General features: G+C 37.4%; 22 protein-coding genes. 13 read left to right on the top strand and 9 right to left on the bottom strand.

Annotated features, from left to right (window positions below):
- Positions 1 to 501 precede the first annotated feature (501 nt).
- The gene (locus tag H4J69_RS17870) at positions 502 to 945 is read right to left on the bottom strand and encodes a response regulator (protein ID WP_182218067.1); all 444 of its coding nucleotides are present in this window, start codon (positions 943 to 945) and stop codon (positions 502 to 504) included.
- A gap of 36 nt (positions 946 to 981) precedes the next feature.
- Positions 982 to 2,073 carry an ATP-binding protein gene (locus H4J69_RS17875; RefSeq protein WP_182218069.1) on the bottom strand — a complete coding sequence of 364 codons (1,092 nt, stop codon included), beginning with the start codon at positions 2,071 to 2,073 and terminating at the stop codon, positions 982 to 984.
- A gap of 171 nt (positions 2,074 to 2,244) precedes the next feature.
- Between H4J69_RS17875 and H4J69_RS17880 the strand changes: the two genes are divergently transcribed.
- From H4J69_RS17880 to H4J69_RS17895, 4 genes are all read left to right on the top strand, one after another.
- Positions 2,245 to 3,951: a GGDEF domain-containing response regulator gene (locus H4J69_RS17880; protein ID WP_182245067.1), complete on the top strand. Its 1,707-nt coding sequence runs from the start codon at positions 2,245 to 2,247 to the stop codon at positions 3,949 to 3,951.
- A gap of 64 nt (positions 3,952 to 4,015) precedes the next feature.
- On the top strand, positions 4,016 to 5,233 hold the full coding sequence (locus H4J69_RS17885; RefSeq protein ID WP_182218072.1) for an ATP-binding protein: 1,218 nt from the start codon (positions 4,016 to 4,018) through the stop codon (positions 5,231 to 5,233).
- Positions 5,234 to 5,275: 42 nt separating this feature from the next.
- The gene (locus tag H4J69_RS17890; RefSeq protein ID WP_182218073.1) at positions 5,276 to 5,824 is read left to right on the top strand and encodes a hypothetical protein; all 549 of its coding nucleotides are present in this window, start codon (positions 5,276 to 5,278) and stop codon (positions 5,822 to 5,824) included.
- A 59-nt stretch (positions 5,825 to 5,883) separates the two neighbouring features.
- Positions 5,884 to 7,320, top strand: coding sequence for an ATP-binding protein (locus H4J69_RS17895; protein ID WP_182245068.1), 1,437 nt, complete (start codon positions 5,884 to 5,886; stop codon positions 7,318 to 7,320).
- A 135-nt stretch (positions 7,321 to 7,455) separates the two neighbouring features.
- Here the strand turns inward: H4J69_RS17895 and H4J69_RS17900 are convergent, their stop codons facing one another.
- A complete protein-coding gene (locus tag H4J69_RS17900) occupies positions 7,456 to 9,786 on the bottom strand; it encodes a YgiQ family radical SAM protein (protein ID WP_182222930.1) in 2,331 nt (776 codons plus the stop codon).
- A 310-nt stretch (positions 9,787 to 10,096) separates the two neighbouring features.
- On the opposite strand from H4J69_RS17900, the gene H4J69_RS17905 reads away from it, so the two are divergent.
- Entirely contained in the window at positions 10,097 to 12,610 is a 2,514-nt protein-coding gene (locus H4J69_RS17905) for a prolyl oligopeptidase family serine peptidase (RefSeq protein WP_182218078.1), read from the top strand.
- Positions 12,611 to 13,068: 458 nt separating this feature from the next.
- Here the strand turns inward: H4J69_RS17905 and rrtA are convergent, their stop codons facing one another.
- On the bottom strand, positions 13,069 to 13,683 hold the full coding sequence (gene rrtA / locus H4J69_RS17910; RefSeq protein ID WP_182245069.1) for a rhombosortase: 615 nt from the start codon (positions 13,681 to 13,683) through the stop codon (positions 13,069 to 13,071).
- 135 nt (positions 13,684 to 13,818) lie between these two features.
- Here rrtA and H4J69_RS17915 point away from each other — a divergent pair, with 135 nt between their 5' ends.
- Positions 13,819 to 14,409: a tRNA-uridine aminocarboxypropyltransferase gene (locus tag H4J69_RS17915; protein WP_182230674.1), complete on the top strand. Its 591-nt coding sequence runs from the start codon at positions 13,819 to 13,821 to the stop codon at positions 14,407 to 14,409.
- A 23-nt stretch (positions 14,410 to 14,432) separates the two neighbouring features.
- Complete coding sequence (gene ggt / locus H4J69_RS17920; RefSeq protein WP_182245070.1) at positions 14,433 to 16,196, top strand: gamma-glutamyltransferase; 1,764 nt, start codon at positions 14,433 to 14,435, stop codon at positions 16,194 to 16,196.
- A gap of 62 nt (positions 16,197 to 16,258) precedes the next feature.
- Here ggt and H4J69_RS17925 read toward each other — a convergent pair whose 3' ends face one another.
- Positions 16,259 to 16,693, bottom strand: a complete 435-nt coding sequence (locus tag H4J69_RS17925; RefSeq protein ID WP_182218085.1) for a hypothetical protein — start codon at positions 16,691 to 16,693, stop codon at positions 16,259 to 16,261.
- 150 nt (positions 16,694 to 16,843) lie between these two features.
- On the opposite strand from H4J69_RS17925, the gene H4J69_RS17930 reads away from it, so the two are divergent.
- Both H4J69_RS17930 and H4J69_RS17935 read left to right on the top strand, forming a co-directional pair.
- Positions 16,844 to 17,245, top strand: a complete 402-nt coding sequence (locus H4J69_RS17930; protein ID WP_182252018.1) for a hypothetical protein — start codon at positions 16,844 to 16,846, stop codon at positions 17,243 to 17,245.
- Positions 17,246 to 17,318: 73 nt separating this feature from the next.
- A complete protein-coding gene (locus H4J69_RS17935) occupies positions 17,319 to 17,585 on the top strand; it encodes a hypothetical protein (protein ID WP_182245130.1) in 267 nt (88 codons plus the stop codon).
- 58 nt (positions 17,586 to 17,643) lie between these two features.
- On the opposite strand, the gene H4J69_RS17940 is transcribed toward H4J69_RS17935, so the two are convergent.
- On the bottom strand, positions 17,644 to 18,603 hold the full coding sequence (locus H4J69_RS17940) for a tRNA-dihydrouridine synthase (RefSeq protein ID WP_182245129.1): 960 nt from the start codon (positions 18,601 to 18,603) through the stop codon (positions 17,644 to 17,646).
- Between the two features lie 152 nt (positions 18,604 to 18,755).
- On the opposite strand from H4J69_RS17940, the gene H4J69_RS17945 reads away from it, so the two are divergent.
- Entirely contained in the window at positions 18,756 to 19,106 is a 351-nt protein-coding gene (locus H4J69_RS17945) for a hypothetical protein (protein WP_182218093.1), read from the top strand.
- A 378-nt stretch (positions 19,107 to 19,484) separates the two neighbouring features.
- Entirely contained in the window at positions 19,485 to 21,671 is a 2,187-nt protein-coding gene (locus tag H4J69_RS17950; RefSeq protein WP_182245128.1) for an OsmC domain/YcaO domain-containing protein, read from the top strand.
- A gap of 96 nt (positions 21,672 to 21,767) precedes the next feature.
- On the opposite strand, the gene H4J69_RS17955 is transcribed toward H4J69_RS17950, so the two are convergent.
- The 3 genes from H4J69_RS17955 to H4J69_RS17965 all read right to left on the bottom strand — a co-directional run bounded on the left by H4J69_RS17955 (position 21,768) and on the right by H4J69_RS17965 (position 24,415).
- On the bottom strand, positions 21,768 to 22,688 hold the full coding sequence (locus H4J69_RS17955) for a diguanylate cyclase (RefSeq protein ID WP_182218097.1): 921 nt from the start codon (positions 22,686 to 22,688) through the stop codon (positions 21,768 to 21,770).
- Positions 22,666 to 23,493 (bottom strand): alpha/beta fold hydrolase, encoded by an 828-nt coding sequence (locus H4J69_RS17960; protein ID WP_182222922.1) that lies wholly within the window; start codon positions 23,491 to 23,493, stop codon positions 22,666 to 22,668. Before H4J69_RS17960 ends, H4J69_RS17955 begins: the two co-directional genes overlap by 23 nt.
- 73 nt (positions 23,494 to 23,566) lie before the next feature.
- Positions 23,567 to 24,415, bottom strand: a complete 849-nt coding sequence (locus H4J69_RS17965; protein WP_182218101.1) for a LysR family transcriptional regulator — start codon at positions 24,413 to 24,415, stop codon at positions 23,567 to 23,569.
- A gap of 150 nt (positions 24,416 to 24,565) precedes the next feature.
- On the opposite strand from H4J69_RS17965, the gene rimK reads away from it, so the two are divergent.
- Positions 24,566 to 25,471: a 30S ribosomal protein S6--L-glutamate ligase gene (rimK, locus tag H4J69_RS17970; RefSeq protein WP_070376387.1), complete on the top strand. Its 906-nt coding sequence runs from the start codon at positions 24,566 to 24,568 to the stop codon at positions 25,469 to 25,471.
- A gap of 5 nt (positions 25,472 to 25,476) precedes the next feature.
- A partial coding sequence (locus H4J69_RS17975; protein ID WP_310733557.1) for a succinylglutamate desuccinylase/aspartoacylase family protein occupies positions 25,477 to 25,715 on the top strand: 239 nt, incomplete at its 3' end.

Here is a 25,715-nt window from a genome sequence, read left to right on the forward strand (position 1 = left end):
GATGCTACGGGTTTTTTGCTTTCTGGCGTTTAAAAAAGACAAAACCCATAACTAGCATGCACTAATAACAAAAGTAGTGTGACTTATGTTTCGACATGCCCATGTGAGAATAGGACATTGCTAAGCTCCTATTTAGGTCGCTCTTTGCCATCCTTGGCAACGCGACATTAGTATATCCATACACGTCAAAAACCCGTTACTAACGTAACGGGTTTTTTGCTTTCTGGCGTTTGAAAATACACCATTTATAACTAATTGAGCAGTAGCGCCAACGGTAGTGTGACTTATGTCCGACATGCCCATGTGAGAGTAGGACATTCTCCGCTTCTAATTAGGTCGCTCTTTGCCATCCTTGGCAACGCGACATTAGTATATCCCTACACGTCAGAAACTCGTAGCTGATGCTACGGGTTTTTTGCTTTCTGATGTTTGAAAATAGAGGTTAAATTTTCATGAAAATAATAATTTAATAATTAAGCTCTTAGCAACAAGGCGTGTTTATTAGCTAGGTAACTCAGAGGTTAGTACCCAATAGTAATTTAGCTCTTTCATTTTATTGACGAAATCATCAAATTTTAAAGGCTTAGTAATATAGCCACTAGCACCTAAGCTATAACATTCCTCTATTTCGGGTGCAGTGCTTGACGTACTTATCATCACCACAGGAATACCAGACAGGGCTGGATCGGCTTTGATTATTTTTAACGTTTCTATACCGCCTTGTCTTGGCATTCTAATATCGAGAAAGATAATATCTGGACGTGTAAATTGACTACTATCTTCAAAGGGGGCTTCATTTCTCAAGTAAGCAACCGCTTGTTCTCCATCCATAACATGCGCGATTGTATTTTTAATATTAAAATCACTAAAAGCATCCATCATCAGTTCTGCATGATCAATATTGTCTTCAACCATTAAGGCTGAAATTGCTTTAAGATTATCCATAATTTTTCCCTGTCTGTTTAGCGATACTAAAACGATTTAACCAGCTTGTTTAGCTATTACTTTGACTTTCTTAAACTTCAAGGTAAATAAACTTCCTACACCTAATGCAGATTTCGCTTCTATACTGCCTCTATGATGTTCAATAATGCGTTTAACAATACTTAAGCCTAATCCTGAGCCTGAGAATTTTTTACCATTAACTAGTCGGTTAAACGGCGAGAATATTTTATCAACGTGTATTGGATTGAAACCGATACCATTGTCTTGCAATGATACTTCAATATAATTACCGGTATCGTTCATGACTATGTCGATAATTGGTAAGTTATTATTAAATTTTATGCTGTTAGCAATTAGATTTTGAAACAAGAGTTGTAACAAAGCCATGTTACCTGAGATATTAGCCAGCTCATCCGGTATATTCACTTTAAAATCAGCTTTTATTGTATCTTTAAGTGAGGTTACCGCTTTAGTAATAACCAGCTTTAAGTTAACTGTTTCGAATACTTGATTTGCATAGCCTACAGATAAGTAACTTTGTAAGTCTGATACTAAGCTATGTACATCCGTCGTACTTTTCTCAAGGTAGTCGAACCATTTTAATTCATTGGGTGTACAGTCTATCCTTGAGGTTAAATCGGCTTTTAATGCCTTAGATACTCCCATAATACGACTAATATGACCATTGAAATCATGAGATAAGCTAGCACAAAATGCTTGCATGTCTTGATTATATCCAGCAAATTCTTGTTGGTGCCTAAATCTCTCGATAGCATAACAACATGTTTTATATAGTAATTGCGGTGTTAATTCGTCTTTGGATAAATAGTCTTGAACACCTTTGTTGAGCAATGATTGTGCAATTTCAATACTATTTACTGAAGTTAATATCACCATTGGCAAGGGATTAGTTTGTAAACTTAACCACAGTACAGTTTCGCTTATAGTTGAATCAGGAAGTTGTAAGTCACATAGACATATATCAAAGTGTTCCGAGGAAAGTCTTGCAGCACCTGTTGATAAAGTTTCTGACCTTACGACATGAGCATGTATTTCTGTGATGGACGCGAAAGCATCTTCAATAATCTCAAAATGATCAGGGTTGTCCTCTATTACCATTACTTTCATGATATGTGTTCTCCTATGTCATTAATGAAATGCGAATACATCCATGAAAATTAGACATTATCAACTTAGGTTGCTAATGTAAATGTGTATCAATTGTATTGTTGATTTTCACAAATGGTTATGGATTGCCTTGTGTTTAAAAGCAGATGTTCATACCAGGATGGGTATTAAATGAGAATTTTAATTGTTGATGACGATGAAATTGATAGTGCGCTGGTAAAAAGAGCGTTGAGTACATCTTTACAAAATAGTTACGAAGTGAAAGAGGCTGACTCTGTCGCCAAAGGTCTTGCCTTAATTGAAGCAGAAACCTTTGATGTTATTTTACTTGATTATCATATGCCTGAAGTTAATGGTATTGAAATGATTATCGACATTCGCTCTCGCCCTAATCTTGGCAATACCGCTATTATTGTTATCAGTGCAGCACAATACAGTTCAATTGCGTTGAACTGTATTGAAGCTGGAGCACAAGACTTTATCACTAAAATTGACATTTCATATGTCAAACTCCATCAAGCGATTATACATTCGAAGAAACGCTTTGAAATGGAGCAGCGAATGCATGAAAGCTACTTAGCTTTAAAAAACATGGCTGAAACAGATCAACTAACGGGTCTACATAATCGCTATTATTTTGATGAAACCCTTAAGTTTATGATCGCTAACAGTGACCGTTCAAAACTATCTGTCGGTATGCTAGCCTTAGATTTAGACGACTTTAAACATGTTAATGACTCACTAGGACATCATGCAGGAGATCAATTACTGGTCGATTTGGTTGGCAGAGTTAAAGAATGCTTAAGGATCAATGATGGTTTCGCTCGACTAGGTGGCGACGAATTTGCTATTACCTTAGCCAATGTCCATTCTGTTGAAGAAGTTAACATGATCGCCAATCGTATTTTAACTTCATTTCAAAAGCCATTTTTAATCGAAGGCCATCGTATTAAGTGTACTATTAGCATGGGGGCTGCCTTATACCCAAACGATGCGGATAGCCGAGTACAATTGGTAAAGTGCGCTGACATCGCGATGTACAGAGCAAAACAAAATGGTAAAAACGCTTTAAGATTCTATGAATCTCATTATCAAAATGAATTTAATCGCCGTTTTTTGATTCAAAGTGAAATGACGGAAATCCTGCGTAAATCATCGTTTAGACTATTTTATCAACCGGTATTTTGTGCACATAACGATCAAATTACCGGGGTTGAAGCCCTTATTAGATGGCCTGATTCAGCGAAGTCATATACGCCTGATGAATTTATTCCTGTTGCTGAAGAAACACGATTGATTCATGATCTCGGTCAATGGGTACTTACCACCGCGTTAACTGACTTAGCATCATGGCAAAGACGATTTGCCGATAATTTCTCTATGGCCATCAATATCTCAGCCTTACAATTGCAAGATCCTCAATTACCTAAAAAAATAAAAGATGAAACGGCACGGCACGGAGTCTTACCTAGTACCATCATCTTAGAAATCACTGAAACAGCACTTTTAGAAGACGATGAAGTTACGCGAGCAACACTTCATTCATTATCATCTCATGGTTTTCAAATAGCATTAGATGATTTTGGTATGGGGTTTTCTTCTATTGCTCATTTAAATAACTTCCCTATTGATATCGTTAAACTCGATAAGTCGTTACAAAACAAGGAGCCAAACGTTAACAATAAAAAAAGCTTGCTTGAAGCCGTTACTATTATGCTTAAGCTTCTTGATTTCATTGTTGTTGCTGAAGGTATAGAAACAGAGAGTCAATTATTAGTTTGTCATGAACTTAAAATAGATAAGATACAAGGTTATTTATTGGGTAAGCCTATGCCAGCACCTATGTTAGAAGAAAAGTTGCTTGCACAGAGCGCATAACTTAATGGTTTTATATATCACTTAATCCTTAGGTATAAATTGATATAAGTGGAGCGAGAAATCGATGATATCAGCTTTAATACCCGAGAATGAACTCGCTCGTTTGGCAGCATTAGATGAGTATAATATTTTAGATACGCCATCTGAGCTAGCCTATGATCAGCTAACCGAGCTTGTCTCCAGTGTCTGTGGTACTCCTATTGTGCTAATTTCTTTTATCGACGAAAAGCGACAATGGTTTAAGTCTCATTTTGGACTTGAAGTAGAAGAGACTCCCCGCGACATTGCCTTTTGTGCGCATGCTATTCATCAGGATGATGTCTTTGAAATACAAGACAGTCGTAAAGATAAGCGTTTTCATGATAACCCTTTAGTAACCGGACCCGCTCAAGTTATTTTTTATGCAGGTGCTCCATTGATAACACCTGAAGGTCTAAGGCTGGGGACTTTATGTGCCATCGACAACAAACCGTCACAATTGACCGATATTCAAAAAAAACAGTTAACCATTATTGCTCAGCAAGTTGTTGCCCATTTAGAGCTCAAGAAAGTGGCAGGTATCAAAGATAATCTTGTTTCGAAGTCACTGTCATTAACGAGTAACTTAGTGGCAAAAAATAAGGAACTTGAACAGTTTGTTTTTGCGGTATCACATGACTTGAAATCACCTTTGGTCACTATTAATGGCTTTACGTCTACGTTAGCGAAAGAGTTATTGGCTCACACTACTGAAAAACAGCAGCACCGTTTTAGCAGAATCCTTAAAAATGTTAAGCATATGGAGGATCTGCTGACTAATTTACTTGAGCTTTCTAGAGTCATGAAAGGGGATATCACTAAAGAACCTTATGATGTAACTGGCCAGATTGAAAAAAGTTGGCAGAGATTGTTAACTAAGAACAGAATATTGAACGCTGAGCTTATATTAACTAAACCCTTACACTCCATTTTGACTCATCAGCCACTTTTTTCACAATGTATCGATAACTTATTAAAAAATGCCTTGCAATATCGGAGTGTTGAGCGGAATCTACAAGTAAAAATTCATACTGAAGTATCAGATACAGCGATTTCTTTATTTATCCGCGACAATGGTTTAGGTATCGAAAAGAAAGATCACGCACGTGTTTTTGATGTTTTTGAGCAGATTGTTGAAGGTGATGGAACTGGAATTGGCTTGACTATTGTTAAGGCCGTAATGGAAAAACACAGCGGTTTAGTGACTCTAGCCTCTGGATTAGATCAAGGATGTTGTTTTGAATTGCATTTTCCAAAAATATAAATATAAATATAATCCACTAAATAATCCACATTAGGAATACCCATGAACGAATGGTTACAGCAATTTGCTAACCCCAATTTTATGCCGCACGGACATTGCTACCTTTGGCGACCTGATATCTTATGGACCCATGTTATTTCTGATATCACTATAGGTGTAGCCTATTATCTGATCACTATTATTTTGGGTATATTACTCTACAAGAGAAAAGAAAGTGTGCCATATAAAGATATATTTGCCTTATTTATGGCGTTTATTTTCTTTTGTGGTACCACCCATTTTGTCGCTATTTATGTAACTTGGTACCCCGCTTATGAGTACCAAGGCTGGATAAAAGCCTTAACCGCTTTTACTTCTATTTTGACTGCCATTGTTTTAGCACCAAAATTACCCGATCTTATTCAATTACCGGGTGTCGAAATTAAATATCATAAGGCACTTAAGGAAGTTGAGGCGTTAAAACATAAAAATGCCCAAATGAGTTCAGTTTATTCTGCAACACTCGACCGAGAAGAACGCGTCATCGAATTAAAAAAAGAAGTTAATTCCCTAATGGTCGAACTTAAGCGAGAGCACGTCTACGATGTTTAACTTCGCCACCTTGTCTATATTAAATTTTTATTGCACATTCGCTTTTATGTGGGATATCGATGAATTCTAAGAATTCGGTATTAACTGCGCTACTATTATTCTTCATCACACTAGAAGTACTTATTGCACTCGATTACAAATCGAAACAAAAAGACATGCGTGAGCAACGTGTTTCGGTATATTCGGCTATTATCGAAATGCAAAGTCAGATTGGTTATGTTGGTTTAATACATAATTTTAAAAATGCGATCTTACGGCCCAATGAACCGCACTATCGGGCTGATGCTTTTGAAAACTACCGTAAAGCAAACATCCAATTAGATAAACTAGAAGTACAAGGCGCGTTAATTCTCGGGCAACTTAACATGTTAGCGGTAAGAGACATGCTGGTGGCTTATAAGGAAAGGTTATCTTTGTTACCAGCCTTAACTGAAAAAAATATGAGCATAAGTGAAGTTGATAATTATTTGCGTTATGACGATGAGCCTTCTCATATTGAAATAAAAGTTGTTGCAGATAAGATTGCGATTTTACTTGAAGATAAGATGTCAGACTTACTTCATCACAGCCTTAAATCTGGCTTTATTGTGCTAGTTGCTTTGTTATTGACCTTAGTCGTCATTATACGTTTTTTCTTTAAAGATCAGCAAAAGGCACTCGCGCAAAGTACTATGTTAAACATCAAGATGGAAGGGCATAAAGTTGATATGGCTCGTTCGCAAGCCATCTTATTGAGTATGATGGAAGATGTTGAAAAAGAAAGACGCCAAGCGATTAAACTCAACAAGAAATTAGTTAATAAGAACAAAGAGATGGAACAGTTTATCTATACAGTTTCACACGATCTAAAATCGCCATTAGTCACCATTTCCGCTTTTAGTCATAAATTACAATTAGAAATTGTTGATAAGTTGACCGAAAAGCAAGCATATCGGCTGAGTCGCATCATCGAAAATGTTGATAACATGGAGAGGGTATTAACCGATTTACTTGATTTATCTCGTATTGTTCAACAAGCGATCGAAACCTCTGCGATTAATGTTAAGCAAGTAGTAGAACAACAAAGTGCCGTATTAGAAGAGGGACTTCTCAAAGCCAATGCTACTATTAACTTAGCTGACAATTTACATACCATAAATGCCAATGAACGCTTGATGTCCGAGGGGGTACTGAATTTACTTAGCAATGCTATACGCTATCGAGATCCAGCGACTCCTTTGCTTATTGACATATTTACCAGCCAAACAAAATTATCAACAACAATTCATGTAAGGGACAACGGTATAGGTATCGACTCAAAATACCATAAGTTAATTTTTGGTATCTTTGAAAAGCTTTCCGCAACAAAAGGTACTGGCGTTGGCTTAAAGATTGTTAAAACAATAATGGATAAGCATAACGGCAAGGTGCTACTTACTTCGGCACTGGGCGAAGGATGTTGTTTTTCTCTTGAATTTCCTAACGATGTCAAAGGTAATCATAAAACAGTGAATTAACACTGATAACAGATTCAAGATATTGCTCACACTAATTTTAGTGGGTTATTATTTATCTAATATCATTTATTTTTTTACTAAAAAGCCGCGTTTACTTATCAAGTAAACGCGGCTTTATTTTTTGGGTAGATAATATTACTTTTTCTTTTTACCAAATGGTTGCTTTGGCTTTCTATCATCAAACTGGTTTTCAGAGAAACGTGTTAAGCCTTGCTTACTTTTCTCAGCAGCAGAGCTTGTTGACGGCTTCTTGCCATAAGCTGTCTTAGTCGTTACTGGCTTTTTGCCAAAGGTGGTTTTATTGCCTTTAGCATTATTTTTTCCTTTACCGTTATTCTTATAGTGTTGCTGCTCTTTCTCGCCACGGGTTTCGTTGGGTACCAGACAGCCCGGTTTCGAACCAATTAGCGTTTTTCCTAAGCCCATTTTAGTAAAAGCTTGGCGAAGCATCGGCCAGTTAGCCGGATCATGATAACGTAATATAGCTTTATGTAAGCGACGCTGAATAGTGCCTTTAGGTACGGCGACACTCTTGCTGTTTTTATTTACATTTCGCAGTGAATCTATTTCAGTGTGGTACAAAGTGGTGGCATTGGCTAAAGGTGATGGATAAAAGTTTTGAACTTGGTCTAATTTAAAATCATTACTTTTTAACCAAAGTGCTAAGTTAACCATATCACGATCTGTTGTGCCTGGATGTGCAGAAATAAAGTATGGAATTAAATATTGTTTTTTACCGGCTAACTTAGAGTAATGATCAAACATTTCTTTAAATTTATCATAGCTGCCCATACCTGGCTTCATCATGCTATTTAAAGGACCTTCTTCAGTATGCTCTGGGGCTATTTTTAAGTAACCTCCAACATGATGTGTCGCTAGTTCTTTGACATATTCTGGATCTTGAATCGCTAAATCGTACCTAACGCCTGATGCGATTAATACTTTTTTGATGCCAGGTATTTTTCTTGCAGCACGATATAGCTCAATAGTAGGTGTATGATCTGTATCTAAATGACCACATATTGTGGGCCATACACAAGAGGGTTTACGACAGGTTGCCTCAGCTTTTTCGCTTTTACAATTTAGCTGATACATATTGGCGGTAGGACCACCCAAGTCAGATATTACACCGGTAAATCCTGGTACTTTTAGTTGAATATCTTTTATTTCATTGAGTATCGATTCTTGTGAACGACTCTGAATAATTCTGCCTTCATGCTCTGTTATCGAACAAAAAGTACATCCACCAAAACAACCACGCATGATGTTAACTGACGTTTTTATCATGTCATAGGCAGGGATTTTTGCATCACCGTAACTTGGGTGCGGTACTCGGGCATAAGGTAAGCCAAATACACCATCCATTTCACTTTCTGTTAAGGGGGTTGCGGGTGGATTTAACCAAATAAGTCTGCTGCCATGACGCTGTACTAGAGGTTTAGCAGAAGTAGGGTTTACTTCCTGGTGAAAAATACGTGAAGCATGGGCATACAATACTTTATTATCACGTACTTGTTCGAAAGTAGGTAAGTTAATATAAGTCGTTTCCCAAGGCTTCTTTTTATCGGCCCAAGATTTATTTTTATGTTGCTCTGCCCGATGCGGTGTCAGTTCAATCACTTGTGCTGTTTTGGTTATATCAGTGTCGGTGTTTTTAGCCGCAGCATCTGCTTCTGCACTGTTCTCAGAACAATCAGTAGAGGTGATTTCTTGATAAGGACTGATTATTGGGTCTATTTTACCGGGTTTATCTATCGAACGAGAGTCGATACCTTTCCAGTTGGGTAATACTTGGTTAGCAAGAAAAGCACTACCCCGAACATCGGTGATATTTTTAACTTCCTCACCATTTGCAATACGGTGGGCAATTTCAATTAAGGGGCGTTCGGCATTACCGTAGACGAGAATATCTGCTTTTGAATCAAATAATACCGATTGACGTACTTTATCTGTCCAGTAATCGTAGTGGGCAATGCGACGTAAGCTTGCTTCGATGCCGCCAATAATTACCGGCACACCTTTATAAGCTTCTTTACAGCGCTGAGTATATGCAGCTACTGCTCTGTCTGGACGTTTTCCGCCTTCATCGTTTGGCGTGTAGGCATCGTCATGACGCATACGACGTTCAGCGGTATAACGATTGATCATTGAATCCATATTTCCGGCTGTAACGCCAAAAAATAGATTAGGTTGTCCTAACTCCATAAAGGCATCTTTGGTATGCCATGCAGGTTGAGCGATAATACCAACACGAAACCCTTGCGACTCTAACATCCGACCAATAATTGCCATTCCAAAACTTGGATGGTCAACATAAGCATCGCCAGTTACTAAAATAATATCACAAGAATCCCAACCTAGGGTGTCCATCTCACTTCGAGACATAGGTAAAAACGGCGCTGTTCCATAGCATTCAGCCCAGTATTTTGGGTATTCGAACAATGAGGTTTTTACTTGTGTGAGCATAATTTGGCCTAGGATTGTGTAAGTAAGATTTTATTGTCGCTGGTCAATACAAAAAACAATAATTTGTTGTATAGAACAAGGCGCGCGATTATAGCAAATTATCATTTTAATTGTATCCTTTATTGATGCATGGGCATGATTTAAAAAGCCTCCTTACATTATGACGCAACTTTATTGCGGTTGGTCGCACAAGATTACACTTTGCCGCCAGTTAAATTTACTATTTGATTGTATAAATTTATCGGGTTGAGTATAACTAACTATCTGATGTCCACTCTCAAAATTCACGATTAAAATAAGTCTCTTACCTATGAAAATAAAAATATTAACCGCTGCTATAAGTTTATCTTTAGTTGCCTGTGTAACAACAACGGCTGATCAATCGGCTGAAAACATTTTAGATGATAACTACAGCAATAAATCTGTGGCGGTCGCTAAAGAAGTAAAGACAATCGCTATTGCTAAAGCCGTTGCCCCAAAAGAGTCTACGTCAGCAAATAACGACTTATTAATCACCTTAGAACAAATTATGTCTGACCCAGATTGGATGGGGCGTTCACCACAAAGTTGGTATTGGGGTGATGATAATCAGACTATTTTCTACAAACAAAAACGTGCGGGTAGTCCACTAAGTGATTTATACCGCCAAGCGACGTTGGACAAGGAAGCAGAAAAAGTTAAATTAGCGCAAATGCATGTGGTCAGTGATAGAAATGCACAGCGAAATAAAGCCAATACGCATGAAGTTTACACTTTTGAAGGCAATGTTTTTGTTAAAGAGCTGGCGAGTTTAGATGTTCAACAACTGACTTATACGTCAGCTTATGAATATTCAACGATGTTTTTAAATAATGGTAATGTCGCTTACCGAGTTGGCAACAAATTTTTTGAACATGACTTATCCAGTAATAAAATTATTGAATTAGCTAATTTACAATTAAAAAAAGATCCTAAAGACAGTGAGGAGAGTCAGAGCTATATTGCCAGTGAACAACATGACTTAATCGCTTATGTTGCCTTGAAAAAAAGAAATAGCGAACTGCGAAAGAATCAACAAGAAAAACTCAAAGCGCAAAACGCTACACTGACTAAGAGTGACTTCTATTTAGGGGATAATAAACGTATCAATCACGCGAGTCTATCGCCCAACGGTGATAAGCTTATTGTCAGTATTAGTAGCGGTGAATCAAGCCAAGCTGATAGTGATATTATGCCTAACTATATTGCCGATGATGGTCATATAAAAGCGGAAAAGGTCCGTCAGCGTGTTGCTGATAATCGTCAATATAATGATGAGCTTTTTTTACTTGATTTAAAGTCAGGTCAACAATTCCCGCTTTCTTACGACGTTTTACCCGGCGCTGATGAAGATGTACTTGCCAGTGTAAAAACTGAGAACTATCAACGTGAAGGTAAGGTTTATCAGTCGCAAAAATCACCCCGTAATATTCATGTTATGCAAGCTAACTCCCCTATTCAATGGCACGAAAACGGTAAACAAGTTGCAGTATTACTAGAAGCATGGGACAACAAAGACCGTTGGTTAACAACAGTTAATTTAATGGAGAATAAGCTAGAGAGCCAACATCGCTTACATGATGATGCTTGGATCAACTGGAGCTTTAATGAGTTTGGTTGGTTAAAAGGTGACAATACCTTGTACTACCTCTCAGAAGAAACTGGCTATTCTCATCTTTACAGTAAAAACTTAGCAGGTAAAGCCAAACAACTCACCCGTGGTCAATTTGAAATCAGTGATGTGAGCCTAACGCAAGATAAGTCGCGTTTTGTCTTTAAAGCGAATAAAAAACACCCTGGTATTTACGAAATCTATCAAGTAGATATAAAATCTGGTCAGTTTAGTGCTTTAACTGATTTAGGCGGTATGAATGACTATGCATTAAGCCCAGATGATTCAACTTTATTAATTGAACATTCAACAGTAGCCATGCCTCCAGAGCTTTATGTAAAAGCACTTAAAGATGATGCTACGGCGATACGCTTAACTCATACGGTCTCTGAAAAATTCTTAAGTATGCCTTGGACTGCGCCAAGTGTGGTTGCTGTGCCTTCTTCGTATCAAGATGAACCTGTTTATTCTCGTGTTTATTTACCAAAAGACTATGATAAAACGGCTGATAAAAATCGTGCGGTAATGTTTAGTCATGGCGCTGGCTATCTACAAAACTCACATTTAGGTTGGTCTGGGTATTTTAGAGAATACATGTTCCATAGTATGTTAGTGCAACAAGGTTATGTCGTTATTGATATGGATTATCGTGCTTCTGCAGGATACGGGCGCGATTGGCGAACAGCTATCTATCGCCACATGGGCAAACCTGAAGTACAAGATATGCGTGATGGCGTAAACTGGTTAGTTGATAATGCTAATGTTGACCGTCAACGTATTGGTACTTATGGCGGTTCATATGGCGGCTTTCTTACCTTAATGTCTATGTTCACTCAGCCTGATTTATTTCAGTCAGGTTCGGCACTGCGCTTAGTCTCTGACTGGGCCTATTATAATCATGGTTATACCTCAAATATTTTGAACACCCCTGGCGATGACGCTATTGCTTATGAGAGAAGTTCACCTATTTATTTCGCTGAGGGATTAGAAAAACCCTTATTAATTAATGCGCCAATGGTCGACGACAATGTCTTTTTTCAAGATACCGTACGTTTAGTGCAACGTTTGATTGAGTTAGAAAAGCAAAACTTCGAAACGGCTATTTATCCAGTCGAACCTCATGGTTTTGTCCAACCAAGTTCTTGGTTAAATGAATATAGACGTATCTATAAGTTATTTGAAAATACCTTGTAACTTATGTAAAGCTTGCAAGACTAAAGGGTTACCTTTCTTATGAATTAAGAGCGCTAACCTTTTTTTTTGACGAAGAAAAGAACGACACTCTACTCAGTGAAATAAAATGGTTACAGGAAGATGAAACTAATATTTGTGATGTTATTTTATCTCGATTTTATTGTAAATGCTCAGGCTAAAGCGGTTGTAAAGTCAGTTTGGGGAGCATAACTATTTCCCTTATGCCATTATCGAAAAGGGAAGATTAGAGTCAAGTATCATAAAAGATATTCATGATGCTATTACTGAAAAATTGAGCAGTCTGAGCAATATAAAATTTCAAGCTCAGTGATAAGTGAGCATAATATCCTTAGCGCACTTTCAGCTAATTCTAATATATCGATAAAACAATATAGTAAGACATTAATCGCGTTGAAAAAAGCAGGTGTTATCGACGATTTTTTAAGAAAAATCAGTCTTTACCTTAATGTTTTTTTTAGTGAAAATGATTTAATAGCCATTAAAAATAATATGGCAAGCACACCACCTAATGCCCCCCATAAATGAGCATTTATTGCTACGTTAGCGCCAATCAAGTCAGCGACGTCTTCACTTGCGCCATAATATTGTTCGTGAGCTATCTTTAAAATTACTCCAATAAGTAATAAGTAACCGGTGCGCTCTTTTGCTTTTATATCCTCAATAGCGCCCCAAATAAACAAGCCATGTAAAATACCGGATAAACCCACGTATTGTTCAATGTTTGGCGAAAACCAATGGATGCCAACAGCACAAATAACAGCACTTATCATAAATACAATCAGATAATTTTTAATGGTGTAGAACTGACCATGCAAGGCCCACAACATAATAACCGCTGCGCTATTCAACAGGAAATGGGCACCATTGGTGTGAAAAAAGTGCCCAGTAAATACCCGCCAAACTTCGCCTTGTGTGACTAAACTGCGTTGATAAACAAAAAAACCACTTAAACTACTATCAAATATAAAAGCAACCAGTGAAATAATCAGAACTATGGCGGGAACCGTTACTTGTTGAACAGAAATTGGAAAAGCAGAAAGTGACAATCGCATTAAAATAGGCTTATAAACAAAGAGTAAAATATATTTTACTGCATTTTAGATGTTTTTTATATTGAAAATATTCTTAACGTTTAATGGTGAACAGCGTAGACTCATCGTTAATAATTATCTGTTAAGCCCAAATTAATGACCCGAGCATACTGCTTACAATGCGAACGTCCTGAAAAATCTTGTCTATGTCATTTAGTCACATCGGTTGATAATGATATTCATATCGTGATTTTACAACATCCATTAGAAGTTAAACAAAGTAAAGGCAGTGTAACCTTATTACATCAGTCATTAAAAAATAGCCAAGTTATTGTGGGTGAAAATTTTACTGACAATATTGAAGTACAAAGACTATTAGAGCATTATCATCAACAATGTGCTGTTTTATATCCGGCTAATGATGCCGTTGTTTTAAGTGTCAATAATAGTAATATAACAACACCTAAGTGTTTGTTTATCTTAGACGGCACTTGGAAAAAAGCGTATAAAATGTTTATGAGCAACACTTGGCTGCAACAACTGCCGCATTTTACCTTGGAGAATGATATTGTTGGACAATATCAAATTCGAAAAACAACTAAAAAGCACGCTCTGTCATCACTAGAGGCTTGTTGCTATGCGCTTAGTGTTTTAGAACACCAACGTGATGGAGAAAATAAGTATCAAGCAGTATTGGCAAGCTTTGTAGAATTTAATCATTTTCAGTTATCGTTTAACCCAAACTAGTTTATGTGTTTTTAAGGAAAACTATGTCTCGAATCCCACTATTTCAGCGTTTAAGTATGGTAACGCTATCACTGGTACTTACCTTCACTAGTCAAGCCGAAATAATAAAACAGCAAGAAGACCGTGAACCCGAAGCTGCTACGGGTGTTATCCATAAACAAGCAGTTACCAGCAAAGACTTTATGATCGCGGCAGCTAATCCTTATGCTAGCCAAGTTGGTTTCAACATCCTAAAAAAAGGAGGCAGTGCCATCGATGCGGCGATTGCTGTGCAACTGGTATTGACCTTAGTTGAACCGCAATCTTCAGGGATCGGTGGTGGTGCTTTTATTTTGCATTGGGATAAAAAGGAACAATTCTTAACGACTTTTGATGGTCGCGAAACTGCGCCAAAATTGGCAACGGCTGAGCTGTTTTTAGATGATAAAGGTAAAGCCATTTCTTGGATTAAAGCCGTTGTTGGTGGTCGTTCTGTTGGTGTTCCTGGTGTGTTGTCAGCACTAAAACAAGCGCATCAACAATATGGGGTGCTTGCTTGGTCAGAATTGTTTGTCGAAGCCATTGAGCTTGCCGAGCAAGGTTTTATTGTTTCTCCACGGCTCGAAAAACTAGTCTCAATGCAGTTTAATCCAGGCATTAGCCAACTTCCTGAAATAAAGAATTATTTCTTCCCTAATAATATTGCCATAAAAGCCGGTGATCGTTTAAAAAACAAAAAGCTTGCTGCTGTTTATAGAAGTATTGCTAAAGATGGACTTAAACCTTTTTATCATGGTTGGATAGCGGAAAAAATTGTTGATGCGGTGCAAAATTCTATCATAGCGCCAGGTAGGCTTACTCTGCAAGATATGGCACATTATCAGCCTAAACAACGACCTGCTGTTTGTGGTAGTTATCGCGACTTTAATATTTGTGGTATGGCACCTCCTAGTTCTGGCGGTGTTGCGGTTATTCAACTGCTTGCCCAACTTCAACCTTACGACTTTGCGAAAGAAAGCCCCAACAGTTTAACGGCCGTACATTTACTTACACAAAGTTCTCGTTTAGCCTTTGCTGATCGAGAACGATATATTGCCGACAGCGACTTTGTTAATGTACCTGTTGCGGGGCTAATATCTCCTAACTATTTAGCAAAACGCTCGAAATTAATTAATATTGATAAGGATATGGGAACAGCGCAAGCTGGTTTCCCGCAGGGCGCTTTAGCACAAGCAGACGATCTTGCTTTAGAGTTACCATCAACCAGTCATATTTCAATTGTTGATAAACAAGGAAATGCGATATCAATGACGACCAGTGTTGAAATGGCTTTTGGTTCAGCGGTGATGGTGGAAGGCTTTATTTTAAACAATCAATTAACCGATTTTTCATTGGCGCCAAAAGTAAATGGGCAATGGGTAGCAAATCGCTTAGAGCCGCTAAAGCGACCTAGAAGCTCCATGGCTCCTACGATGGTATTTAACCAAGATAATTCATTAAAACTTGTTGTGGGTTCACCAGGCGGCAGTCGGATTATAAACTATGTTGCGCAAGCCATTGTTGGTGTAATTGATTGGCAGTTAGACCCTCAAACGGCAATAAATTTACCAAAAGTAACTAATCGTAATAAGGTGACCACCTTAGAAAAAGGCACGAATATTGAACTATTAAAGTCAGCTTTAGAAGCCAAGGGACATAAAGTTATTGTTAGAGATTTAAATAGTGGTCTTCATGCAATTGAAGTGACAGAGCAGGGATTAATTGGCGGTGCAGATCCGCGCAGAGAAGGGGTTGTCTTAGGTTTATAAATCATTTTTTGACCTATCTATTTTAGGATAGGTCAAAAGTGTATTTTAAAACATAGACTAACTTAGAAAGGGTCTTTTAATATTTTATCAATAACCCAATCGCCATCTATCTGAATAAGAGATAAGCGCTTAACGTCTTTCAAACGATTATTATCGTAAATACCATCAAAATAAACAGTAATTACCGCTGCGTCTTTGAACTGCTCACGAACTTTTACACCGCTGTCATCAGGCGATGCAACCACTGAATCGTAAGACATATTAAATAAATGGCGGCCAACAGCTTTGGGTGACTTGTAATGTAAGATAATTCGAGACAATTGTGGGCTACAAACTTTGGCTGCTTTCTTCACATTTTTTTCATTATAAAGTGCATCAAAAAAAGCGATAGCGACAACTTCAGGACTTTCTGAAGTTTTAATGTCTCCACTTTCTTCGTCACCACATGCAGTAAGTAGAAGAGTAAATGAGATAATGATTAATTTTAAATAGTTCATAAGCTGTAAATATTACCTGGAAAGTATCCTTATATACTACCTGAAATTATTAACTGATTAGTATTAAATATTATAAAAATTCAAATATTATTGAAATTTTATAGAGTAAGCCCAATATATAAACTATCAACGGGTCCTTAGGAGTAACAATTGCAAAATATCATTTTGAACTTTATTTTGTTCATCAGCTCTTTAGTATCCGTTAATGCTGTTATCTCAGTTCCTTTGTCATCTGTGATTAGCAACGATACTCAACAAGTAGAATACATAGAGTATTGTGCTGAAGCCCCCTTACTTATATTACAAAAAACACGTGAAGTTCAGCTATATAAGGCATTAAATGCTCTAAGTATGAGTGGAACTTACTTATATTCGGATTTTTTTCATGACGCTTTTGATTTACATCATGACTCCCTCATACTTGTCGATACACAGATAAGTAGGCAAAAATATAAAATTCAAAAGCAAACCTTTCAAAAGTCTGTGGTAACTATTCATCTACAATTCATTAAAACGCTTTATCAAGTTGAAAGTGAAAACCTCATCGCGTAATCGATTATTTTAATAAATATCCGTTTAATCATTTCATTGATTAAACCTTTTAAATAATTTGATTGAGTGCTCTATGGAAAATTTCTTTACGTATGATTTATATCTGGCGTTAGCGCCATGGTTAGTTTTTGCTGTGCTATCAGTATTGGCGATAATATTAATGAAGCTTGCTAAAAAACGCCGTGGTATAGCGATTGCCTTTGCTGTTTTTGTGCAAATGTTTTCTCCAGATCCTTTTGTGGAGAAAGCGATTGCTATGGTGGTTTCTGAAAAAAGAGCGATTAAAAAGCAGCAAGACGAAGATGGAGAAGGGCAGGGGTTAATAAAAAAGGTTGAGTAAAAGCCTACATATACAAATGCCAGACGAAAACGTTCTGGCATTTTCTAAATAATATTGTTTATAAAGAACTCGTTGATGATTTATTCAATAAAGTTAAGATTTCTTCTTTATTCTTTAATATTTTTATATCACTAAATAATTGCTCTGCCTCTGGGTATTGTAATCTTAAGTAACGTAGCCACTGTTTTAATCGACTTGAAAAATAAAAGCTTTTATCGCCAATTAATTCAAGTTCACTGTATTGTTTTAGTAGAGAGCATAGTTGGTGCCAAGGCATAGGTTGTTGATTGTTTTTTATTACCGCTTCCAAGTTTGGCAGAGCAAGTGCGCCACGGCCAAGCATTAAGTTAGCCGTATGGCTTTCCTCGATGCAACGGTGGGCATCTGCTAAGTTCCAAATCTCCCCGTTAGCGAAAATTTCTATTGGATATTTTTTGACAATACCAGCAATGAAATGCCAGTAAGCAGGAGGACGATAGCCATCGGCTTTAGTTCTCGCGTGAATGGTGAGTTGATCCGCATTGGCAGATGTTATTGCGCTTACTATCTCATCTAACAACGAGGCATCATCAAAGCCTAAGCGAATTTTTGCCGACAGTATCACATCTTTGCCAACCGCTTCTTTTACCGCTAGCACTATTTTGTAAATATCTTCGGGTGTTTTTAGTAATGCGGCACCGCCACGATTTTTATTAACGGTTTTAGCAGGACAGCCAAAATTAAGATCAACACCATGTGAGCCTAGTGCTATTGCTCGAACAGCATTTTCTGCCATCCAGTTGGGTTCTTGACCAAGTAACTGCATTCTCAATGGCGTGCCTGACTGCGTGTAACCTTGTTGTTCTAATTCAGGGCAAACTTTGTAGAAACATCGCTCAGGTAAAAGCTGGTCAACAATACGTAGAAACTCAGTAATACAAAAATCGTAATTATTTAATGAGGTGAGTAGACGGCGCATTAAGGCATCAGCAACACCTTCCATTGGTGCTAAAACAACTTTCTTTACTTGAGTATTCATAGATCAGCGAGTAACCTCAAAAGTGAGTGATAAGATTTATCTAAGAGTGAATAAATATTTTCAACCTCATTGAAATTTATTTATTCGGTGAAGGGTCTTTGTTAGTAGCTTACATATGTAGTGCCAAAATTATAATATTAAAGGAAAATATCATGAAAATTTTAAAAAAATCATCATTAACAGCTTTATTAGGTTTATTTGCCTTAACACTTGCCATTTCAGCTCCTGTAAAAGCAGAAATTAACCCTTTTGAAACTAAAAGCATTGTAACGATTACAGCGGCAGATGCTAGCGGAAAATGTGGTGAAGGAAAAGCTGACGAAAAAGCTAAATGCGGCGAAGGTAAAGCAGACAAAAAAGGTAAATGCGGCGAAGGTAAATGTGGTGAAACTAAAACCGACAAAAAAGGTAAATGCGGCGAAGGAAAATGTGGTGAAGGTAAAGCAGACAAAAAAGGTAAATGTGGCGAAACCAAAACTGACGCTAAGAAATGCGGCGGTTAATTCTTAATCATTTATTCAACGTTATCACAAATATTAAAAAAGCTATTTAACCCTTTGTTAAATAGCTTTTTTGTTTGTTTATAGCTGTTGCCGTTTACTGTGTCGCGAGTCATGATAAAAAATGATTCACTACCTTGAGTGAATTATTGTTTTATCACACTTTACCTAGCTATTTTAATATCCCTGTAAAATCAAATTCCTGGTTACATCGCACTATTTTATTTAAAACAGTGTCTTTCTTAATTAATGTCTTTTTTTCCAAGACTAATGTCTCGAAAAAACAGATAATACCGACCATTAATTACATCTTGCCAATTGGCAGTCGCTAAAACTAAGCAAATCACTGAGCTTTTAGTGCAAAACTTCGGAAATTATTCAATGGAAATCAAAGTTAATTATCTCGACAACCTTAGAATTGAAGCTAAATTTGATGATTTTTCTGTCATCGCTGATCAACCTATTCGATATAAAGGTGATGGCTCTGCTCCGGGGCCTTTTGATTATTTTTTAGCTTCATCAGCGCTTTGTGCCGCCTATTTTGTTAAAGTTTATTGTAATTCGCGTGATATACCGACTGAAAATATTCGTTTGTCACAAAACAATATCGTAGATCCTGAAGATCGTTATAACCAAATTTTTCAAATTCAGGTTGAGTTGCCTGAAAGCATTTCTGAGAAAGACCGTAAAGGCATTGTCCGTTCCATTGATCGCTGTACCGTTAAAAAAGTCGTTCAAAGTGGACCAGAGTTTAAAGTAGAAATAGTCGATAGTCTTGAAAACGACGCCCAAGCAATGCTTATGGGGCAATCAGCAAGTGACTCCAGCACCTACATTTTAGGTAAAGACTTACCACTGGAACAAACTATTGCCGATATGACAGGTCTGTTGGCTGATTTAGGAATGAAGATTGAAATATCTTCTTGGCGAAATATTGTGCCTAATGTTTGGTCATTGCACATCCGTGATGCGGCATCACCGATGTGCTTTACTAACGGTAAAGGCGCAACGAAAGAAAGTGCGCTTTGCTCTGCACTTGGTGAATTTATTGAGCGTCTTAACTGTAATTTCTTTTATAACGATCAGTTCTTTGGTGTTGATATTGCCAACAGTGATTTTGTTCATTATCCCAATGAAAAATGGTTTAAACCTGGCGCCAATGATGAGTTGCCCAGCGACATACTTGATGAATATTGTTTAGCGATATATAACCCTGACGATGAATTACGGGGTTCGAACCTAATAGATACCAACTCTGGCTTAGCGGAGCGAGGTATTTGCTCTATTCCTTATGTACGCCATTCTGATGGTGAAACCGTCTATTTTCCTTCAAATTTAATTGAAAATTTATTCTTAAGTAATGGTATGAGTGCAGGTAATAATTTACCCGAAGCACAAGTACAATGCTTGTCAGAAATATTTGAACGTGCGGTAAAGAAACAAATTATTGCACAAGAAATTATTTTACCTGATGTGCCCAAAGACGTAATCGCAAAATACCCGAGTATTTTAGCAGGCATTGAAGGGTTAGAAGCGCAGGGCTTTCCTATTGTCGTTAAAGATGCATCGTTAGGTGGTCAATTCCCGGTAATGTGTGTCACGCTTATGAACCCTAAAACGGGTGGTGTATTTGCCTCCTTTGGTGCTCATCCAAGTTTTGAAGTTGCCCTAGAAAGGAGCTTAACAGAGTTGTTACAAGGAAGAAGCTTTGAAGGCTTGAACGATGTACCTAAGCCAACGTTTAATAGCATGGCGGTTACTGAACCAGAAAACTTTGTTGATCACTTTATTGACTCAACAGGTGTTGTTTCCTGGCGTTTCTTTAGCAGTAAAGCTGATTATGAATTTTGCGAATGGGATTTTTCTGGCACCAACGAAGAAGAAAATGCTGTGTTAATGGCGATTTTGAAAGACTTGGGTAAAGAAGTCTATATTGCAGAGTTCAATCAATTGGGGGCTACCGCTTGTCGTATGCTAGTGCCAGACTATTCAGAAGTGTATCCAGTTGAAGACCTTATTTGGGACAACACCAATAAATCTCTTGAATACCGCGAAGATATTTTAAATCTTCACATTTTAAGTGAAGAACAATTAGTCGCTTTAGTTGAGCGTTTAGAAGATAGCCAACAAGATAACTACATTGATATAAAAACATTAATTGGTATTGAGTTTGATGAAAATACCGTTTGGGGTCAGCTCACTATTCTTGAATTAAAAATTCTTATTTATCTTGCCTTAGGCGCTTTAGAAGAGGCTATTGAATTAGTTGGAGAGTTTTTACAATACAATGACAATACGGTTGAACGTGGCTTATTTTATCAAGCGGTTCATGCGGTATTAGAAGTTACCCTAGACGAAGAGATGGAACTTGAAGACTATATCGGTAACTTTAATCGAATGTTTGGTGAAGAGACTATGGAACACGTGGTTGGTTCAGTCTTTGGTGAAGTTAGGTTTTATGGTTTAACACCAACAAGTATCAAACTTGAAGGTTTAGATAAGCACCTGAGGTTGATTGAAAGCTACAAAAAATTACACCAAGCGCGTAAAATAGCGGCTGAAAAATAGTAAAAACATATCATGTAAAAAGCCAATATCTACTATAGGTATTGGCTTTTTATAAACGTTGCGCATTTAAATTTTAAATCTTAAGTTTAATGAGCATTAATCAGTTTTATACACCTCGGTTCTGTTTCTGCCAAGTTCTTTTGCTTTATATAGGGCATTATCAGCCTGAGCGTAGAAGTCAGTAAATGATATTTTATCGTTACAAATACTGGCACCAATACTTACCATTAATGGTTTGTTATCAACCTTAATGTTAGCAATTAACTGATGTAATCTTTCACAAAATAATAAAACATTCACTTTGTCTGTGTCAGGTAGCATGATCAAAAATTCTTCACCACCAAAGCGAGCAACGAGGTCTGTTTGTCGACAAAAGGCTTTCAACTTTTGACCCAGCTCTTTTAATACTCGGTCTCCTGATAAATGGCCAAAGCTATCATTTATTTTCTTAAAGTGATCAATGTCGAGCATTAATAAACCAACCGATTGATGAGATCTTGCTGCCTGCTCAAGGACTAAAATGCTTCGCGATTTCATTTCTCTTCTATTTAATAACTCGGTTAATTCGTCAGTAGAAGCAAGTAATTTCAAAGCTTCTGCTTGCTCTTCTAATGTTTCGCGGGTTTTTAATAATTCATTATAAAGTTGGTCTCTTTTAGAGGCATTAAAAAAGCTCCAGTAAATACAGCCATCATCACCTAAATGCGCGTTCACGGTTACTGGAATGCGAGCCCCTTGAGCATTAAATATAATTAACTGCATTTCTTCACACGTTTTCTCATGTAAAAGTGTTGGAATGAGATAACTTTGAAAAAATATTTTTGACGATTTTGTGAAAATTACGTCTGTACTTTTACCAATAAGGGCTGCTGGTTGCCATAATAGTTCAGTAGTGAAATATGCATTAACATAGGTAATAACTCTTGACGAATTAGTGACTAAAGCACCGCAAGGAAAACTATCCAGCGAATAATTTTGCATGTTACTTTGTGCTTTACTTTTGCGTGTTGTGGTCATTGTTCGCGTATTCTATTATTAAGTCGACAATTTCGTTCGGATGCGTCATATGTAAACAATGTCCGTCAGCCAGAATCACTTCCAGTTGACTATTTTTTATTTGGCTATGAATAAACTCACCAACAGTCGTCGCAGCCAAGGCATCATTTTTACTTTGAAAAATTAATGAAGGTTGCTTTATATCTTTTAAAATATGGCGATAATCAGATAAAAATGTTGCTTCAGCAAAATTCTTCGCTATAACAGGGTCAGTAGAGCAAAAACTTCCCGTTAACTCTCCTATTAAATCCGTTGAATTATCATCTCCTATCACTAATGGCGCTAAATAATCAGCCCAACCAATATAATTTTTATCCATCAGGCTTAATAATTCGAGTAAATCTTCTTTTTCAAAGCCGCCCAAGTATTCAGGAGGAAAGTTTAGAAAACAAGGTGAAGGGCATATCATGATAAGCTTAGAAAAAAAATCAGGCCTTTTATTGGCGGCAATCGCACCGATAATACTACTTACAGAGTGTCCGACAAAGATTGCATTTGATAGCTCTAGCACTTCAGCTATTTCAATAATATCTTCGGCATACCCATCAAGTTGGCTATAACGTTTCTTGTTGTATTGTGAGATATCTGAACCACCAGAGCCGACATAATCAAAGAGTACGATGGTAAACTTGTTCAGTAGCTTTGGCGTTAAAAAGCGCCACATGTTTTGATCGCAACCAAAACCGTGCGCAAGAAAAAGTGTTTTATCACCTTTTCCAACAATTTTAACATTATTTCTAATCAACACCTCTTTTGACAAAAGCATAATATTTCCTACTCAAATGTATCGTTAATTAACGGTTACTAACCTTGTTTATACTACTATCTAATAATCTTGCTTATATTACCACAGAAGGAAACAGTTGCAGCGTTTGCTCAATTATATCAGTTTTCTGACTTTTCGCTAAATAAGCGGCATATATATCTCTTGAATATACCGGCGCTTCTTCAACTAGGTATAATTTATTTTTCTCGATATACTCAAAAGTCATTTGTCTGGGTAAATAAGCACTTCCGCCGGCGTCCAATAGAAAATTTAATGCAATTCTTGGTTGGCTCATATAGTGTCTTGCCGGAGGAGCATCTTGAAATTCTCGAAGGTGTTGCGCATTCACTGATTCACCATAGTCGACCATTATGTGGTTATCTAATGTTAACTTTTCGATAGTATCGTTTGGCTCTGTGGTCACTAAATGTAGTGGAACCGTGGCGACTTTTTCAGTGATTAAATCTTTAACAAACGGCGGCTCGAAAAAAAAGGCAACATCGACCACACGACTCAGTAAACTCTTTCTAAGCTCTAACGGCGAGTAAGTGTTGGTTAATAAACTAACATCATCAAGATTGCGATGTATCTTTTTTAACCAATCTTGTAAGACAATATCCCAAATAGACATCATAGAGCCAACAACTAATTGATAAGTATCACTGTCTGCAACACCAACATCTTGTTTAGTTTTTTGCCACATAAACAATAACTCATTAGCATGTTTTATTAACCGATTACCTTCTGGGGTTAATTTTAAATGCTTTTGGCTTCGGTCAAACAACAGCACACCTAAGTCACCTTCTAATAACTTAATCCTTGCGCTTACTGCAGATTGAGTAATGAATAAGTTCTCAGATGCTATTCTAAAGTGTAATGTACGGCTCACTTCAAGAAATGTTTTTAATAGTTCGATTCTCATACAAACCTCGACAAACAACGCAATCATTTTTTTTGATTAAACTCATCAAAATATAGCGCTATATTATTTAATAAGCTGACTATACACTTCACAGCACTTATTACCTCACTTTTTATCATTAAATAAAAGTGAATATCAAAAGACTGACTTATGAAAATTGCTATCTTATCTAGAAATAAAAAACTTTACTCTACCCGTCGTTTAAAAGAAGCGGGTGAAGCTATGGGCCATGAAGTTGATATTATCGATACTTTGCATTGCTATATGGACATTACGAGTAGCCGTTCATCGGTGCGTTATCACGGTAAAGAACTACCAAAGTATGATGCAATTATTCCTCGTATTGGCGCCTCTGTGACTTTTTATGGCACAGCTGTGGCAAGACAATTTGAAATGATGGGTACCTTCAACATTAATGAGTCCGTCGCTATCAGCCGCTCACGCGATAAATTACGGTCATTACAGTTGCTATCGCGTAAAGGTTTGGGTTTACCGCGAACGGGTTTTGCCAGCAAACCTGATAATGCCAAAGATTTAATTAAAAATGTTGGCGGCGCGCCGGTGGTTATTAAGTTGCTCGAAGGCACGCAGGGCATAGGCGTAGTATTAGCCGATACGGCTAAATCAGCTGAAGCCATTATCGAAGCGTTTATGGGTTTAAACGCGAATATTTTGGTACAAGAGTTTATTAAAGAAGCCGGTGGTGCTGATATTCGCTGTTTAGTGATTGGCGGTAAAGTGGTTGCGGCGATGAAACGTCAAGGCGCTGAAGGTGAGTTTCGTTCTAATTTACATCGTGGCGGCTCTGCTGAAGTGGTTAAATTATCTAAGGCTGAGCGTGATACTGCTGTCAGTGCTGCAAAAGCGATGGGTTTGAACATGTGTGGTGTCGATTTACTGCGTTCACAAAATGGTCCTATGGTCATGGAAGTTAATTCATCTCCTGGCCTTGAAGGTATCGAAAAAGCGACAGGCAAAAATGTTGCCGGGATGGTGTTTGAGTTTTTAGAAAAAAATGCAAAACCTCATGACACCAAAACACGTGGCAAAGGATAATGAAAGTGAGTTCTACAGACATATTACGCATTGGTGAATTTGAAATTTTACCTGGAGAGCAGCGCAAAATAGAGTTGCCGGTTGCTAAGTTATATACCGATGCCGACGTTTCTTTACCCGTTCATATTATTCGCGCTAAAAAACCGGGGCCCACTATTTTTTTGAGTGCGGCGGTACATGGCGACGAATTAAATGGTATTGAAATTATTCGACGCTTGATCCACGAAAAGAAACTTAAAATAAC

Source organism: Colwellia sp. BRX10-9 (genome assembly GCF_014077405.1).
In the GTDB taxonomy this organism is placed as follows: domain Bacteria; phylum Pseudomonadota; class Gammaproteobacteria; order Enterobacterales; family Alteromonadaceae; genus Colwellia_A.